We start from the raw sequence: 16,817 nt of genomic DNA on the forward strand, positions 1-16,817 counted from the left end.
CGCGCATCTTAGGATCCAGGGGCATCAGACCCCGGACCAGGAACACAAGAATTAGAAACGAGAGGAGCGAAACATGAACAAGTCCACCTTGGCCCTGGCCGTGGCCGTAGGGGTTTTGGCGCAGCAGGCAGGCGCCGCCGGTTTCATCGAAGACAGCAAGGCCACCTTGGGGCTGCGTAACTTCTACATCAACACCGACAACCGCGATGGCGCTGGCGCCAACAAGAACGAAGAGTGGGGCCAAGGCTTCGATCTGCGTTTCATCTCCGGTTACACCCAAGGCACTGTGGGCTTCGGTATCGACGCCATCGGCTTGCTGGGCGTGCGTCTGGATTCGGGCGGCGGCACCAACGGCAACAGCGGCACCGCTTACGGCGGCACTGTGTTCCCGAGCGAGTCCAACGGCAAAGCAGTGGACAACTTCTCCAGCCTGGGTCTGACTGCCAAAGCCAAGATCTCCCAGACCGAACTGAAGCTGGGCACCCTGCAGCCGAAGAACCCGGTCATCGTGACCAACGACGGCCGCCTGCTGCCACAAACCTGGCAGGGTGGTCAGATCACCTCCGGCGAAATCAAGGACCTGACTCTGGTCGGTGGTCAGATCGAAGCCGTGAAAGGCCGTAACTCCAGCAACAACGAAAACCTGTCCATCAGCGGCGCAAACAGCCGTGGCACTGGCTTCCGTGACAGCAACAAGTTCATCTACGCCGGTGGTGACTACAAGATCACCAAAGACCTGACTGCCCAGTACTACTACGGCAACCTGGAAGACTTCTACAAGCAGCACTTCCTGGGTCTGGTACACAACTGGGCCATCGGCCCGGGCGTATTGAAGTCTGACTTCCGTTACTTCAACAGCTCCGACGACGGCAAGAACGGCACTGATCCTGCGTACTTCAGCACCGGTAACTACACCGGCGTGCGTAACGGTCGTGGCGAAGTCGACAACAACCTGTACAGCGGCCTGTTCCTGTACACCGTTGAAGGTCACACCTTCGGTGGCGGTTACCAGGTTTCCAACGGCAGCTCTGACTTCCCTTGGCTGAACCAGGGCGACGGTTCGTCGAACTACACCATCACCGACATGCAGATCCAGAAGTTCGGCCGTGCCGGCGAGAAAACCTGGCAGGCTCGCTACTCGTATGACTTCGCTAAAGTCGGCGTACCTGGCCTGACCGCTGGTGTGGTTTACCTGAAAGGCGATTCGATCGACACCGTTGGCACCAACGGTCGCGAAAGCGCTTCGAACCGTTCCGAGTGGGAACGCGACTTCACCATCGGTTACGTCGTACCGGAAGGTCCTTTCAAGAACGTCGGCCTGATGTGGAAAAACGCTGTATGGCGCACCGACCTGCCGAACACCCGTTCGCAGGACGAAAACCGCCTGATCGTCAGCTACTCGATCCCGCTGTTGTAATAGCGCGCTCCTGCACTGATGTAAAAAGCCTGATGTAAAAAAAGCCCCGTCCGGCATCGCGCCGGACGGGGCTTTTGTGTTTCCGGGTCCGGCTCACCCCCGTAAGCCTTTCCCGATGTTCCCCTCTTTACAGCAACTCAAGGCCTTCTCGAACCTTGAGGGTGATGTTCGTCGCGATGCTGCCGGGCGTCCAGTGAATAGATGTTTAATATTCAATAAAGATATAAATATCTAGTTATTTATTCTTTTTCAGAAGAACGAATCACGAGCTACAGTTGAGGTCTCCAACCACTCATCAGGAGCCGCACCATGAGCCTCAGACTTGGCGATATCGCCCCCGATTTCGAACAGGATTCCAGCGCCGGCAAGATTCGTTTCCACGAATGGCTGGGCGATAGCTGGGGCGTGCTGTTTTCCCACCCGGCGGACTTCACCCCGGTCTGCACCACCGAGCTGGGCTTCACTGCCAAGCTCAAGGACGAATTCACCAAACGTGGCGTGAAAGCCATTGCACTGTCGGTCGACCCGGTGGACTCGCACCACAAGTGGATCGAGGACATCAACGAAACCCAGAACACCATCGTCAATTTCCCGATCCTGGCCGATGCCGATCGCAAGGTGTCCGATCTGTACGATCTGATCCACCCGAACGCCAACGACACCCTGACCGTGCGTTCGCTGTTCGTGATCGATCCGAACAAGAAGATCCGCCTGACCATCACTTACCCGGCGAGCACCGGCCGCAACTTCCACGAGATTCTGCGGGTGATCGATTCGCTGCAGCTCACCGACAACTACAAGGTGGCCACCCCGGCCAACTGGCAGGACGGTGAAGAGGTGGTAATCGTGCCGTCACTCAAGGACGAAGACGAAATCAAACAACGCTTTCCGAAGGGCTACCGCGCGGTGAAGCCGTACCTGCGCCTTACACCACAGCCGAACAAATAAACTACCTCGGATCGTTCCCAGGCTCTGCATGGGGCGATCAGCAAAAACCATGATGCAGGGTTTCAGGCCGTCTTTACGGCCTGTTTTTTTGCCCGCAGGAAAGTGAAATGCATATCTCTATAAAGAATAACCAAATGAATAAATATGATTTATGGATATATAAATCAGCTGGTAAGGTCACTGACATTGAAGCGAGATCGCAACCCGCGAATCGCCTGTAACGCGCAAGGAATTCTCTGAATGCTGGTCGTCTCACTCGGTGGCAGTCCCAGTCAACGTTCCCGCTCCGGGGTGTTGCTGGAACGCTCGCAACGCTGGTTGCAGCAGCAAGGGGTGGAAGTGGTGAGTTATCAGGTGCGGGACTTCCCGGCCGAAGACCTGCTCCACGCCCGCTTCGACAGCCCGAAGGTGCTCGACCTGCTGCAACAGATTGAAAACGCCGACGGCCTGCTGATCGCCACGCCGGTGTACAAGGCGTCGTTTTCCGGCGCCCTGAAGACCGTGCTGGATCTGCTGCCCGAACGTGCGCTGAACCACAAGATTGTTCTGCCGATGGCCACCGGCGGCAGCATCGCCCACATGCTGGTGGTCGATTACGCCCTCAAGCCTGTGCTGTCGGCGTTGAAGGCCCAGGAAATGCTGCAAGGGATTTTTGCCGAGGACAGCCAGATCGCCTACGGCGAAGGCAGTGCCCAGGCGCAGTTGGCACCGGCGCTGGAGCAGCGACTGCATGAAGCGCTGGACCAGTTTGTCAGCGCCATGGCCCGCCGGCCCAAGCCGCTGGAGCCGGGATTGTTGAACGAACGTTTGTTGAGTGCTCGCTGGAGCATTTGAGCCACACCGAAACTTGAAGTACTCACCTTACTCAGCCGCCAACGGCCAAGCAGGTGCAGCCAAAACCCAACAGCAAAAAGGAGAGCGCTATGCGCACTGTATTTTTGCGTCGTGGTCTGGTCGCTCTGTTTGCTGCGGCTGTGTCCTTCGGCGCCATCACTCAAGCTCAAGCCGAGACGCTACGAATCGGTTATCAGAAATACGGCACGCTGGTGCTGCTCAAAGCCAAGGGCACCCTGGAAAAACGTCTCGCCGCCCAAGGCGTCGACGTGCAATGGACTGAATTCCCCGGCGGCCCGCAACTGCTCGAAGGCTTGAACGTCGGCTCGATCGACTTCGGCGTCACCGGCGAAACCCCGCCGGTCTTCGCTCAGGCGGCCGGTGCCGATCTGCTCTACGTGGCTTACGAGCCGCCAGCGCCGAACAGCGAAGCGATCCTGGTACCGAAAGATTCGCCGATCAAATCGGTGGCGGATCTCAAGGGCAAGAAAGTCGCCCTGAACAAAGGCTCCAACGTTCACTACCTGCTGGTGCGTGCGCTGGAAGATGCCGGTCTCAAGTACAGCGACATTCAAACCGTATTCCTGCCGCCGGCCGATGCCCGCGCCGCGTTCGAGCGCGGCAGCGTCGACGCCTGGGTCATCTGGGACCCGTACCAGGCGGCCGCCGAGAAACAGCTGCAAGCGCACACCCTGCGTGACGGCAAAGGCATCGTCGACAACCACCAGTTCTACCTGGCAACCAAGCCCTACGCACAGAAAAATCCCGAGGTGATCAAGACCCTCGTGGAAGAAGTGCGCGCTGTCGGTGAATGGTCCAAGGCCAACCCGGAAGACGTGACCCAACAGGTGTCGCCGCTGCTCGGCCTGCCGGCAGACATCACCCTGACCTCGGTGAAACGCCAGGGCTACGGCGCGCTGTTCCTGACCCCGGAAGTGGTCGCCGCACAACAGAAAATCGCCGACACCTTCTACCAGCTCAAGCTGATTCCCAAGCCGTTGAGCATCAAGGACGTGATCTGGACCCCGCCGGCCGCTGTGGCCCAAAGCTCGGTCACCCAAGCCCAGTAAATCGAATCCCCAAGGAGACCACTCCATGAGCCTCAACATCTTCTGGTTCCTGCCGACCCACGGCGACGGCCATTACCTTGGCACCGCCGAAGGCGCCCGCGCCGTCGACCATGGCTATCTGCAACAGGTCGCGCAAGCGGCGGATCGACTGGGTTTCGGCGGCGTGCTGATTCCCACTGGCCGTTCGTGCGAGGACTCGTGGCTGGTGGCAGCATCGCTGATCCCGGTGACCCAGCGTCTGAAATTCCTTGTCGCCCTGCGCCCCGGGATCATTTCCCCGACGGTGGCGGCGCGTCAGGCGGCAACGCTGGATCGTCTGTCCGGCGGTCGTGCGCTGTTCAACCTGGTGACCGGTGGCGATCCGGAAGAGTTGGCCGGCGACGGTCTGTTCCTCGATCACGAAGCGCGCTATCAGGCCTCGGTGGAATTCACCCGGATCTGGCGCCGCGTGCTGGAAGGCGAAACCGTGGATTACGATGGCGAGCACATCAGCGTGAAGGGCGCCAAATTGCTCTATCCGCCGATCCAGCAACCGCGTCCGCCGCTGTATTTCGGTGGTTCGTCGGAAGCGGCGCAGGATCTGGCCGCCGAACAAGTGGAAATGGTCCTGACCTGGGGCGAGCCGCCGGCAGCCGTGGCCGAGAAAATCGAACAGGTTCGCGCCAAAGCGGCCAAGCTCGGTCGCACCGTGCGCTTCGGCATTCGCCTGCATGTGATCGTGCGGGAAACCAACGCTGAAGCCTGGCAGGCGGCGGATCGCCTGATTTCGCATCTCGACGACGACACCATCAAGCGCGCTCAGGCTTCGCTGGCGCGGTTCGACTCGGTCGGCCAGCAGCGCATGGCCGCGCTGCACGGTGGCAGCCGCGACAACCTCGAAGTCAGCCCGAACCTGTGGGCCGGCGTCGGTCTGGTGCGCGGCGGTGCTGGCACGGCGCTGGTCGGCGACGGCCCGACCGTGGCTGCACGGGTGAAGGAATACGCGGATCTGGGCATCGATACCTTTATCTTCTCCGGTTATCCACACCTCGAAGAATCGTATCGGGTGGCCGAACTGCTGTTCCCGCACCTCGACGTCGAGCGCCCGGAATTGCCGAAAAGCGCCGGTTACGTCAGCCCGTTCGGCGAGATGGTGGCCAACGACATTCTTCCCAAAGCCGCGTCCCAGAGCTGAGGCGCCGCCATGAAGAAATTTATCCACAGCCTCGCGCCCTGGGCGTTGCCGGTGTTGTTGCTGGCGGTGTGGCAGTTGTCGGTGTTGGCCGGTTGGCTGTCGACACGGATTCTGCCGGCGCCGGTGGCGGTGATCGAAGCCGGCGTGAGTCTGGTGCGCAGCGGCGAAATCTGGACGCACTTGGCAATCAGCGGCTGGCGCGCCGCGCTGGGCTTCACCATCGGTGGCAGCATCGGCCTGGTGCTGGGCTTCATCACCGGCCTGTCGAAGTGGGGCGAACGCCTGCTCGACAGCTCGGTGCAGATGATCCGCAACGTGCCGCACCTGGCGCTGATTCCGCTGGTGATCCTGTGGTTCGGCATCGACGAGTCGGCAAAGATTTTCCTGGTGGCATTGGGCACATTGTTCCCGATCTACCTCAACACCTATCACGGCATCCGCAACGTCGATCCGGCGCTGGTGGAAATGGCCCGCAGTTATGGCCTGTCCGGTTTTAGCCTGTTCTGGCAGGTGATTCTGCCGGGTGCGCTGCCTTCGATTCTGGTCGGCGTGCGCTTCGCCCTGGGCTTCATGTGGCTGACGCTGATCGTCGCGGAAACCATTTCTGCCAGCTCCGGCATCGGTTATCTGGCGATGAACGCCCGCGAGTTCTTGCAGACCGACGTGGTGGTGCTGGCGATTCTGCTGTACGCGGTGCTCGGCAAACTGGCCGACCTCGCGGCCCGTGGCCTTGAACGTGTGTGGCTGCGCTGGCATCCGGCGTATCAAGTGGCGAAAGGAGGTGCGGCATGACCGCTCAACAACCTCCACGCCTGCTGCGCGGGATTCCGCTGGCGGTGCGCAATCTGCAAAAGACCTTCGGCTCGCGGCAAGTGCTGCGCGGTATCGACTTGCATATTCCGGCGGGGCAGTTTGTCGCCGTGGTCGGGCGCAGTGGCTGCGGCAAAAGCACGTTGCTGCGCTTGCTTGCCGGCCTCGATCAACCCACCGGCGGCGATCTGCTCGCGGGTTCCGCACCGCTCACCGATGCGCGGGATGACACCCGGTTAATGTTCCAGGAAGCACGGCTGCTGCCGTGGAAAAAGATCATCGACAACGTCGGTCTCGGTCTCAAGGGCAACTGGCGTGCGCAAGCCTTGCAGGCGCTGGATGCAGTCGGCCTCGCCGATCGCGCCAACGAATGGCCGGCGGCTCTGTCCGGCGGGCAAAAGCAGCGTGTGGCGCTGGCCCGGGCGCTGATTCATCAACCGCGTCTGTTGCTGCTCGACGAACCGCTGGGCGCACTGGACGCGCTGACCCGGATCGAGATGCAGCAACTGATCGAACGTCTCTGGCAGCAGCATGGTTTCACCGTGTTGCTGGTGACCCACGACGTCAGCGAGGCGGTGGCGGTTGCCGACCGGGTGATTCTGATCGAGGACGGCGAAGTCGGCCTTGACCTGCCAGTGGAACTGCCGCGCCCTCGGGTGCGTGGCTCCCATCGCCTGGCGGCGCTGGAAACCGAAGTGCTCAACCGTGTGTTGTCCCTGCCCGGCGAACCGCCGGCGCCGGAACCCGTTTCACCCTTGCCTACGCAACTGCGTTGGGCTCAATAACTCAAGCAAACGACAGGAATCAATGCCATGACTATCAAAGCCATCAACGTACGCAACCAGTTCAAAGGCGCGATCAAGGAGATCGTTCTCGGCGACGTGCTGTCGGAAATCGACGTACAGACCGCTTCCGGCATCGTCACGTCGGTGATCACCACCCGTTCGGTCAAGGAGCTGGAACTGGAGGTCGGCAGCGAAGTGATCGCCTTCGTGAAATCCACCGAGGTGTCCATCGCCAAGTTGTAAGGGCGTGGGACAAAAACAACCCCGAAGGGTGTGAGCCCTTCGGGGTTTTTTGTTGTTCGCTGATCGCTGATGTTGATCGTTCCCACGCAGAGCGTGGGAACGATCATGTCTCAGCGCTTGGGCAGATACGGCGGCAGATACAGCCCGATATAGGCATCGAACACCCGCATGCCTTCCTCGGCCATGCGCGGGGTGATCTGGCCGTGCTGCTGCACCGAGCGGGCGTAGACGCGGTCGCCCAGCTCCATGGCCAGCGCGAACACGTCGACGTCATCCGGCAGTCGCGGCAGTTCGAAGTGATGGTCGAACAGCTTGTGCATCAGGTCGCCCAGCTCAAGATCGTGCTGACGGTCGGCCTGGGTGACTTCGGTCAGGCCGTGCTGCGCGAGAATGAGCTGGCGAGCGGCGGCATCCTCGCCGTAGATTTCCAGCATCCGCTCTTCGACCAGCCGTGACAGGTCGCGCCAGTCGCGCAGGGCATCGTGATCGATCGGTGCTTGCAGGCAGGCACGGAAGGCCGCGTGCACATCTGCGGTCAGCGCTTCGAGCAGCGCCGGGACGCTGGCGAAGAAGTGGTAGACCGAAGAGGGCGGAATCTGCGCGCGCTCGGCCACGCTGTAGATCGACAGGCTCGCCACGCCCTCGGCGGCCAGCAGCGTGCGCGCGGCGTCGAGTATCGAATCGATCCGCGCCTGACTGCGGGCACGGGGTTTGCGGACGGGGGCGGGACGCGTCATGAAAGTCTCCTGCGGGGCAGCGGGCATTGTACGCAGAGCTTGAATGTCTGCCACAGAGGCCAATAAAAAAACGCCGCTGGCTGAGAAGCCAACGGCGTTTTCCTTTGCTGCAGTCCGCTTAAACGGTGTGCAGGTACCAGTTGTACTCGAGGTCGGAGATGGAGTGTTCGAACTCCTCCAGTTCGCTCTCTTTGCAGGCGACGAAGATATCGATGTATTTCGGATCGATGTACTTGGCCATCACCTCGCTGTCGTCCAGCTCGCGCAGGGCATCGCGCAAGTTGTTCGGCAGGCTCTGCTCGTTCTGCTCGTAGCTGTTGCCTTCGGTCGGAGCCGGTGGCTCGATCTTGTTGGTCAGACCGTGGTGCACGCCCGCCAGCACCGAAGCCATCAGCAGGTACGGGTTGGCGTCGGCGCCGGCAACGCGGTGTTCCAGACGGACCGCGTCGGCGGAGCCGGTCGGTACGCGCAGGGCCACGGTGCGGTTGTCCAGGCCCCAGCTCGGCGAGTTCGGCACGTAGAACTGTGCGCCGAAACGACGGTAGGAGTTGACGTTCGGGCAGAGGAAAGCCATCTGCGCGGGCAGGGTCTCGAGCACACCGCCGATCGCGTGACGCAGCGCGGCGTTCTGCTCGGGATCCTCGCTGGCAAAAATGTTTTTGCCTTCTTTGTCGAGAACCGAAATGTGGACGTGCAGACCGTTGCCTGCCTGGCCCGGGTACGGCTTGGCCATGAAAGTGGTGTCCATTTCATGGTCGTAGGCGATGTTCTTGATCAGACGCTTGAGCAGGACCGCGTAGTCGCATGCCTTGATCGGGTCGGCGACGTGGTGCAGGTTCACTTCGAACTGCGCCGGGGCACTTTCCTTGACGATGGCGTCGGCCGGAATACCTTGCTCTTTGGCGCCTTCCAGAATGTCCTGGAGGCAGTCGACGTATTCGTCGAGGTCGTCGATCAGGTAAACCTGAGTCGAATGCGGGCGTTTGCCGGAGATCGGCGAGCGTGGCGGCTGAGGGCGGCCGTTCACGTTTTCCTGGTCGATCAGGTAAAACTCGAGTTCGAACGCGGCGCAGATGGTCAAGCCAAGCTCGTCAAACTTTGCAACAACTTGACGGAGCACTTCGCGCGGGTCGGCGAAGAAAGGGTCACCTTCGAGTTCGTGCATGGTCATCAACAGTTGCGCGGTCGGGCGCTTCTGCCATGGCTCGTTGCACAGGGTATCGGGGATTGGATAGCAGATACGGTCGGCGTCGCCGATGTCCAGGCCCAGGCCGGTGCTTTCCACCGTCGAACCATTGATATCCAGAGCAAATAGAGAGGCCGGCAGGTTGATGCCTTTCTCGTAAACCTTGTGGAGGCTGGTGCGTTCGATGCGCTTGCCGCGCACCACACCATTCATATCCGCAATCAGAAGGTCAACGTACAGAACCTCAGGATGTTCCTTAAGGAACGCGTTCGCTTCGTTAAGCTGAACGGCACGCGGGGGTACCGACATGATGCAACACCTTTGTTGTTAAAAATATCAATCATTGATCTTTTCTGGTTTCAGTCAACCCGAACGGCCTGCCGAAGTCAAGCGAGGCCTTTTGTGCCCTGAAAAAGCGCTGCGAGGGCATTTATGGGGCACTTTGGGGCATTTTTTTATCCGTGAAAGACGCGCCACCCGCAGGCTTGAGCAGGCCGTGTTGTATTTTTTACGGGGGTGTTGTGTAAAAAAATGAACAAGGCTAAGCTCCGATCAAACCCATAACAGCAATAATACCGGGGTGCTTCATGTCTCGCCTGCCGTTAATCGGCGTCACCGACTGCTCTTTGCAGTCAGGTCTGCATGCTTATCACATCAGTGGCGACACGTCCGTCCGCAGCGCGGCCAGCAAGGCCTGCAACGTGTCAGCGATCTCCCAGCCCGTGGCAGATCGAGCGACAGCGTCCGATATTCTGGACGTGTGCGAGGGCATCCTCTTTAGCGGTTCTCCTTTCAATATAGATCTCTTTCCCTCTCCCGGCCTGCACCGCGTCCGTCGTCGTGCCCGTGATTCTGCACGCCCGGGATGTGCACAGGAAATGCAACGCCAGCGTAAAGGGCAGGTAAGCTCCTCCTTCATTGTCTATGCGCGGTGCCGGGCGTAAGCCGGCACTGCGCGCAAGCAAGGCCCTTTAACGCGACGCTTGGTGCGTCAAACATTGCCTGACATCTGTCAGGAGACTCAGCCCAGAGGCATTTATGAGTAACAACCTCGACCAGCTCACCGATTGGTTGAAAGACCACAAGATCACAGAAGTCGAATGCATGATCGGCGACTTGACCGGCATTACCCGGGGCAAGATCTCGCCGACCAACAAGTTCATCGCCGAAAAAGGCATGCGCCTGCCAGAGAGCGTTCTGTTGCAGACCGTGACCGGCGACTACGTCGAAGACGACATCTATTACGAACTGCTCGACCCGGCCGACATCGACATGATCTGCCGTCCCGACCAGAACGCCGTGTACCTGGTGCCCTGGGCCATCGAGCCGACCGCCCAGGTGATCCACGACACCTACGACAAGCAAGGCAACCCGATCGAGCTGTCGCCGCGCAACGTCCTCAAGAAAGTCCTGAAACTCTATGCCGACAAGGGCTGGCAGCCGATCGTGGCGCCGGAAATGGAGTTCTACCTGACCAAGCGCAGCGACGACCCTGACTATCCGTTGCAGCCGCCAGTCGGCCGCTCCGGGCGTCCGGAGATCGGTCGTCAGTCGTTCTCCATCGAAGCGGCGAACGAATTCGATCCGCTGTTCGAAGACGTCTACGACTGGTGCGAATTGCAGGAACTGGACCTCGACACGCTGATCCACGAGGACGGCACGGCGCAGATGGAAATCAACTTCCGTCACGGCGATGCCCTGTCGCTGGCCGACCAGATCCTGGTGTTCAAGCGCACCATGCGCGAGGCCGCCCTCAAGCACAACGTGGCCGCGACCTTCATGGCCAAGCCGATGACCGGCGAGCCGGGCAGTGCGATGCACCTGCACCAGAGCATCATCGACATCGAGACTGGCAAAAACGTGTTCTCCAATGATGACGGGACCATGAGCCAGCTGTTCCTGCACCACATCGGTGGCCTGCAGAAACTGATCCCTGAGCTGTTGCCGCTGTTCGCACCGAACGTCAACTCGTTCCGCCGCTTCCTGCCGGACACCTCGGCGCCGGTGAACGTGGAGTGGGGCGAAGAAAACCGCACCGTGGGCCTGCGCGTACCGGATGCCGGCCCGCAGAACCGCCGGGTGGAAAACCGCCTGCCGGGCGCCGACGCCAACCCGTACCTGGCGATTGCCGCGAGCCTGCTCTGCGGCTACATCGGCATGGTCGAAGGCATCAACCCGAGCGCGCCGGTCGTGGGCCGTGGTTACGAGCGCCGCAACCTGCGCCTGCCGCTGACCATCGAGGACGCGCTGGAGCGTATGGAAAACAGCGCGACCATCGAGAAGTATCTGGGCAAGACCTTCATCACCGGCTACGTCGCGGTCAAGCGGGCCGAGCATGAAAACTTCAAGCGCGTGATCAGTTCCTGGGAGCGTGAGTACCTGCTCTTCGCCGTCTGATACGCCGGGCGCGGTGGCCAGCCGCCGCGCCTTCACCGATAACAAGGAGAATTGGCATGACCAGCAACAACCCGCAAACCCGTGAGTGGCAAGCCCTCAGCAGCGATCACCACCTGGCTCCGTTCAGCGACTTCAAGCAGCTGAAAGAAAAAGGTCCACGGATCATCACCAACGCCAAGGGCGTGTACCTGTGGGACAGCGAGGGCAACAAGATCCTCGATGGCATGGCGGGTCTGTGGTGTGTGGCGATCGGTTATGGACGCGACGAGCTGGCCGATGCGGCCGCCAAGCAGATGCGCGAACTGCCTTACTACAACCTGTTCTTCCAGACCGCCCACCCGCCAGCACTGGAGTTGGCCAAGGCCATCGCCGACGTGGCGCCGGAAGGCATGAACCACGTGTTCTTCACCGGCTCCGGCTCCGAAGGCAACGACACCATGCTGCGTATGGTTCGCCACTACTGGGCGATCAAGGGCCAGCCGAACAAGAAGGTCATCATCAGCCGCAAGAACGGCTACCACGGTTCCACCGTGGCCGGCGCAAGCCTGGGCGGCATGACTTACATGCACGAACAGGGCGACCTGCCGATTCCGGGCATCGTCCACATCGCCCAGCCGTACTGGTTCGCCGAAGGCGGCGACATGACCCCGGAAGAGTTCGGGATCTGGGCGGCCAATCAGCTGGAGGAAAAGATTCTGGAAGTCGGCGTGGATAACGTCGGTGCCTTTATTGCCGAGCCGATCCAGGGCGCTGGCGGCGTGATCATTCCGCCGGACACCTACTGGCCGCGCATCAAGGAAATCCTCGCCAAGTACGACATTCTGTTCGTGGCCGATGAAGTGATCTGCGGTTTTGGCCGTACCGGCCAATGGTTCGGCAGCGATTTCTACGACCTCAAACCACACATGATGACCATCGCCAAAGGCCTGACGTCCGGCTACATCCCGATGGGTGGCCTGATCGTGCGCGATGAAGTGGTGGCGGTACTCAACGAGGGCGGCGATTTCAACCACGGCTTCACCTACTCCGGTCACCCGGTGGCGGCGGCGGTGGGTCTGGAAAACATCCGGATTCTGCGCGAAGAGAAAATCATCGAACGCGCCCATGAAGAAACGGCACCGTATTTGCAGAAACGTCTGCGCGAACTGAACGATCACCCGTTGGTGGGTGAAGTGCGCGGAGTCGGCCTGCTGGGGGCCATCGAGCTGGTGCAGGACAAGGCCACTCGCAAGCGTTACGAAGGCAAGGGTGTGGGCATGATCTGCCGCCAGTTCTGCTTCGACAACGGGCTGATCATGCGTGCCGTGGGCGACACCATGATCATCGCGCCGCCGCTGGTGATCAGCAAGGCGGAGATCGATGAGCTGGTGACGAAGGCACGCAAGTGCCTGGACCTGACCCTGAGTGCGTTGCAGGGCTAAGTGCTAGGCTCTGAGCGATGGAGCTGTTGCGCTGTCGCTCGGAGCTGTCAGAAAGGCTGGTCTTTTCTTGAAAGACCGCCTCGGATCTTGCCAGACTAGCCGCGGTTCCAGTTGTCCGGGTTCGGCCGCTGAACAAAGTGGTTCAAAAAAGAAAAATTTGGAGCATTAACGCATGAAGGCATTAGGCAAAAAGCTCGCTGGCAAGACTCTGCTCGCCATGTCCCTGATGGGCGTGATGGCGGGTGCGGTTCAGGCGGACGACAAGGTGTTGCACGTTTACAACTGGTCCGACTACATCGCGCCGGACACGGTTGCCAATTTCGAAAAAGAGACGGGCATCAAGGTCGTCTATGACGTTTTCGACAGCAACGAAACCCTGGAAGCCAAGCTGCTGGCCGGCAAATCCGGTTACGACATCGTGGTGCCTTCCAACAACTTCCTGGCCAAGCAGATCAAGGCCGGCGTTTATCAGGAACTGGACAAGTCCAAGCTGACGAACTGGAAGAACCTCGACGAAGACCTGCTCAAGGCCGTTGGCGACGCCAGCGACCCGGGCAACAAACACGCGTTCCCGTACATGTGGGGTTCGATCGGCATCGGCTACAACCCGGCCAAGGTCAAGGCTGCCCTGGGCATCGACAAGATCGATTCCTGGGACATCGTGTTCAAGCCTGAAAACATCGAGAAGCTGAAAAGCTGCGGCGTGAGCTTCCTCGACGCACCGACCGAAATGATTCCGGCGGCTTTGCACTACCTGGGCAAACCGACCAACAGCAAAGACAAGGCTGACCTGAAAGCCGCCGAAGACCTGTTCCTCAAGATTCGTCCTTCGGTGGCTTACTTCCACTCCTCGAAGTACATCTCGGACCTGGCCAACGGCAACATCTGCGTAGCGGTCGGCTACTCGGGTGACCTGGAGCAATCCAAGACCCGCGCCAAGGAAGCCGGTGACAAGGTCAAACTGGCCTACACCATTCCAAAAGAAGGTGCCGGTACTTTCTACGACATGGTCGCCATTCCAAAGGATGCCGAAAACGTCGAAGCCGCCTACAAGTTCATGAACTACCTGCTCGAGCCGAAAGTGATGGCCGAAATCACCAACGCCGTGCGTTTCCCGAACGGCAACAAGGCGGCCACCGCCCTGGTGGACAAGGAAATCACCAGCGATCCGAGCATCTACCCTTCGGCTGAAGTGAAGAAGCAGCTCTATGCGATCAGCGATCTGGACGCAGCCACCCTGCGCCTGATCACTCGCAGCTGGACCAAGATCAAATCCGGTAAATAAGCCGGTTTGAAGCAGCCACCGCTGGCCGTCGCCTTCACCCGGGCGGTCAGCGGTGCAATTAAATGACAGAAAGTTTTGCTGGAACGGTTTTTCGAAGGTAAGTTGCGCGCCGGTTTTGTTGCCGGGCAACCGTGACTGTCATGCAGCACGGGGCAACTTGGGCCCAACTAAATCAGAGGACCTCCACTTGCCTGTTTTTTCTTCTTTGCGCAATGCCCTGCTGGCCGCTGCCGGCCTGACGTTCGCTGTCGGTGCCCAAGCCGCCGGTACTGTGCATATTTATAACTGGTCGGATTACATCGGCGAGACCACCCTGGCCGATTTCCAGAAAGAAACCGGGATCAAACCGGTCTACGACGTGTTCGATTCCAACGAAACCCTGGAAGGCAAGCTGCTCGCCGGGCGTACCGGCTACGACGTGGTCGTGCCGTCGAACCACTTCCTCGGCAAGCAGATCAAGGCGGGCGCGTTCCAGAAGCTCGACAAGGCGCAACTGCCGAACTATTCCAACCTCGATCCGGTGCTGCTCAAGCGCCTGGAACAGAACGATCCGGGCAACCTGTACGCCGTACCGTACCTGTGGGGCACCAACGGCATCGGCTACAACGTCGATAAAGTGAAGGCCGTGCTCGGCGTCGACAAGATCGACTCCTGGAGCGTGCTGTTCGAGCCGGAGAACATCAAGAAGCTGCACAGCTGCGGCGTGGCGTTCCTCGATTCGGCCGATGAAATGATGCCGACCGTGCTCAACTACATGGGCCTGAACGCCAACAGCACCAATCCCAAGGATTACGAGAAGGCCACAGCCAAACTGCTGGCGGTGCGTCCGTACGTGACTTACTTCCACTCCTCGAAATACATCGGCGATCTGGCCAACGGCGACATCTGCGTGGCCATCGGTTTCTCCGGCGACATCTTCCAGGCCAAGAATCGCGCCGAAGAAGCCAAGAAGGGCGTGAACATCGCCTACTCGATCCCGAAAGAGGGCGGCGCGCTGTGGTTCGACATGCTGGCGATTCCGAAGGATTCGGCCAACGTCAAAGAGGCCCACGCCTTCATCAACTATTTGCTGAAACCTGAGGTGATCGCCCAGGTCAGTGATTACGTCGGTTACGCCAACCCCAATCCGGGTTCGGACAAGCTGATGGAGCAGTCCATCCGCACCGACGAGTCGGTTTATCCACCGCAGGCCGTGCTCGACAAGACCTACGTGTCGATCGAGTTGCCGCCGAACATTCAGCGTTTGATGACCCGCAGCTGGACCAAGGTCAAGTCGGGTAAATAGCTTCAACGTACAAACTATCCTGGGTTCGTCTTGCGTGGGCGAACTGCACTCTTTTTTTCTGGGAGTTTTGTAAATGGCAGTTGCCTCCGGCGCCTATAAGAAAGCCCTCGAGGGCGACCAGACACCGAAACAGGTGCTGGTCAAAATCGACCGGGTCACGAAGAAGTTCGACGAGACGGTTGCCGTGGACGATGTGTCCCTGGAAATCAAGAAGGGCGAGATCTTCGCCCTGCTCGGCGGTTCGGGATCGGGCAAATCCACTCTGCTGCGGATGCTGGCAGGGTTCGAACGGCCCACGGAGGGGCGCATTTTCCTCGACGGTGTCGACATCACCGACATGCCGCCGTACGAGCGACCGATCAACATGATGTTCCAGTCCTACGCCCTGTTCCCGCATATGACCGTGGCGCAGAACATCGCGTTCGGTCTGCAACAGGACAAGATTCCCAAGGCCGAGATCGACGCCCGCGTGGCCGAGATGCTCAAGCTGGTGCAGATGAGCCAGTACGCCAAGCGCAAGCCGCACCAGTTGTCCGGCGGTCAGCGTCAGCGTGTGGCATTGGCGCGTTCGCTGGCCAAGCGGCCGAAACTGCTGCTGCTCGATGAACCGATGGGTGCACTGGATAAAAAACTGCGTTCGCAGATGCAGCTTGAGCTGGTTGAGATCATCGAGCGCGTGGGTGTGACCTGCGTGATGGTGACCCACGACCAGGAAGAGGCCATGACCATGGCCGAGCGCATCGCGATCATGCACCTGGGCTGGATCGCCCAGATCGGCAGCCCGATCGACATCTACGAAACCCCGACCAGCCGCCTGGTCTGCGAATTCATCGGTAACGTGAACATCTTCGAAGGCGAAGTGATCGACGACGCCGAAGGCCACGCGACCATTACCTGCAAGGACCTCGACCGGCAGATCTACGTCGGCCACGGCATCAGCACCTCGGTGCAGGACAAGTCCGTGACCTACGCGATCCGTCCGGAAAAACTGCTGGTCACCGCCGATCAGCCGACCTGCGAGTACAACTGGTCGAGCGGCAAGGTGCATGACATCGCCTACCTCGGCGGTCACTCGGTGTTCTACGTCGAATTGCCGAGCGGCAAGCTGGTGCAGTCGTTCGTGGCCAACGCCGAGCGCCGTGGTGCACGTCCGACCTGGGGCGATCAGGTCTATGTGTGGTGGGAAGACGACAGCGGCGTGGTACTTCGCTCATGAACATGCGCA

15 protein-coding genes are annotated in these 16,817 nt (G+C 60.0%); 13 read left to right on the forward strand and 2 right to left on the reverse strand.

Features of this window, described 5'->3' with window-relative positions; genetic code table 11:
• Window positions 1-73 precede the first annotated feature (73 nt).
• The 8 genes from ACODTD_RS13255 to ACODTD_RS13290 all read left to right on the forward strand — a co-directional run bounded on the left by ACODTD_RS13255 (window position 74) and on the right by ACODTD_RS13290 (window position 7,281).
• Complete coding sequence (locus ACODTD_RS13255; RefSeq protein WP_011336456.1) at window positions 74-1,417, forward strand: OprD family porin; 1,344 nt, start codon at window positions 74-76, stop codon at window positions 1,415-1,417.
• A gap of 309 nt (window positions 1,418-1,726) precedes the next feature.
• On the forward strand, window positions 1,727-2,365 hold the full coding sequence (locus ACODTD_RS13260; RefSeq protein ID WP_011336455.1) for a peroxiredoxin: 639 nt from the start codon (window positions 1,727-1,729) through the stop codon (window positions 2,363-2,365).
• A 240-nt stretch (window positions 2,366-2,605) separates the two neighbouring features.
• Window positions 2,606-3,199, forward strand: coding sequence for an NADPH-dependent FMN reductase (gene ssuE / locus ACODTD_RS13265; protein WP_011336454.1), 594 nt, complete (start codon window positions 2,606-2,608; stop codon window positions 3,197-3,199).
• An 89-nt stretch (window positions 3,200-3,288) separates the two neighbouring features.
• Entirely contained in the window at window positions 3,289-4,269 is a 981-nt protein-coding gene (locus ACODTD_RS13270) for a sulfonate ABC transporter substrate-binding protein (protein WP_011336453.1), read from the forward strand.
• A gap of 25 nt (window positions 4,270-4,294) precedes the next feature.
• Entirely contained in the window at window positions 4,295-5,443 is a 1,149-nt protein-coding gene (ssuD, locus tag ACODTD_RS13275) for an FMNH2-dependent alkanesulfonate monooxygenase (protein ID WP_011336452.1), read from the forward strand.
• A 9-nt stretch (window positions 5,444-5,452) separates the two neighbouring features.
• Window positions 5,453-6,235, forward strand: a complete 783-nt coding sequence (gene ssuC, locus ACODTD_RS13280; protein WP_221615781.1) for an aliphatic sulfonate ABC transporter permease SsuC — start codon at window positions 5,453-5,455, stop codon at window positions 6,233-6,235.
• Window positions 6,232-7,038, forward strand: a complete 807-nt coding sequence (ssuB, locus tag ACODTD_RS13285; protein WP_221615780.1) for an aliphatic sulfonates ABC transporter ATP-binding protein — start codon at window positions 6,232-6,234, stop codon at window positions 7,036-7,038. Before ssuC ends, ssuB begins: the two co-directional genes overlap by 4 nt.
• Window positions 7,039-7,065: 27 nt before the next feature.
• Window positions 7,066-7,281: a TOBE domain-containing protein gene (locus tag ACODTD_RS13290; protein WP_007953520.1), complete on the forward strand. Its 216-nt coding sequence runs from the start codon at window positions 7,066-7,068 to the stop codon at window positions 7,279-7,281.
• A gap of 110 nt (window positions 7,282-7,391) precedes the next feature.
• Here ACODTD_RS13290 and ACODTD_RS13295 read toward each other — a convergent pair whose 3' ends face one another.
• Window positions 7,392-8,018: a TetR/AcrR family transcriptional regulator gene (locus ACODTD_RS13295; protein WP_007953517.1), complete on the reverse strand. Its 627-nt coding sequence runs from the start codon at window positions 8,016-8,018 to the stop codon at window positions 7,392-7,394.
• 118 nt (window positions 8,019-8,136) lie between these two features.
• Window positions 8,137-9,513, reverse strand: coding sequence for a glutamine synthetase family protein (locus tag ACODTD_RS13300; RefSeq protein ID WP_011336449.1), 1,377 nt, complete (start codon window positions 9,511-9,513; stop codon window positions 8,137-8,139).
• A 729-nt stretch (window positions 9,514-10,242) separates the two neighbouring features.
• Between ACODTD_RS13300 and ACODTD_RS13305 the strand changes: the two genes are divergently transcribed.
• The 5 genes from ACODTD_RS13305 (at window position 10,243) to ACODTD_RS13325 (ending at window position 16,808) form a co-directional block, all read left to right on the forward strand.
• Window positions 10,243-11,601 (forward strand): glutamine synthetase family protein, encoded by a 1,359-nt coding sequence (locus ACODTD_RS13305; protein WP_011336448.1) that lies wholly within the window; start codon window positions 10,243-10,245, stop codon window positions 11,599-11,601.
• 56 nt (window positions 11,602-11,657) lie between these two features.
• Window positions 11,658-13,022, forward strand: coding sequence for an aspartate aminotransferase family protein (locus ACODTD_RS13310; RefSeq protein ID WP_011336447.1), 1,365 nt, complete (start codon window positions 11,658-11,660; stop codon window positions 13,020-13,022).
• 172 nt (window positions 13,023-13,194) lie between these two features.
• Complete coding sequence (locus tag ACODTD_RS13315; RefSeq protein ID WP_011336446.1) at window positions 13,195-14,307, forward strand: polyamine ABC transporter substrate-binding protein; 1,113 nt, start codon at window positions 13,195-13,197, stop codon at window positions 14,305-14,307.
• Window positions 14,308-14,494: 187 nt separating this feature from the next.
• The gene (locus ACODTD_RS13320; RefSeq protein ID WP_201818863.1) at window positions 14,495-15,592 is read left to right on the forward strand and encodes a polyamine ABC transporter substrate-binding protein; all 1,098 of its coding nucleotides are present in this window, start codon (window positions 14,495-14,497) and stop codon (window positions 15,590-15,592) included.
• Between the two features lie 73 nt (window positions 15,593-15,665).
• The gene (locus ACODTD_RS13325) at window positions 15,666-16,808 is read left to right on the forward strand and encodes an ABC transporter ATP-binding protein (RefSeq protein ID WP_007953506.1); all 1,143 of its coding nucleotides are present in this window, start codon (window positions 15,666-15,668) and stop codon (window positions 16,806-16,808) included.
• Window positions 16,809-16,817: the final 9 nt, after the last annotated feature.

The sequence above is a fragment of the Pseudomonas sp. FG35 genome, assembly GCF_057809295.1.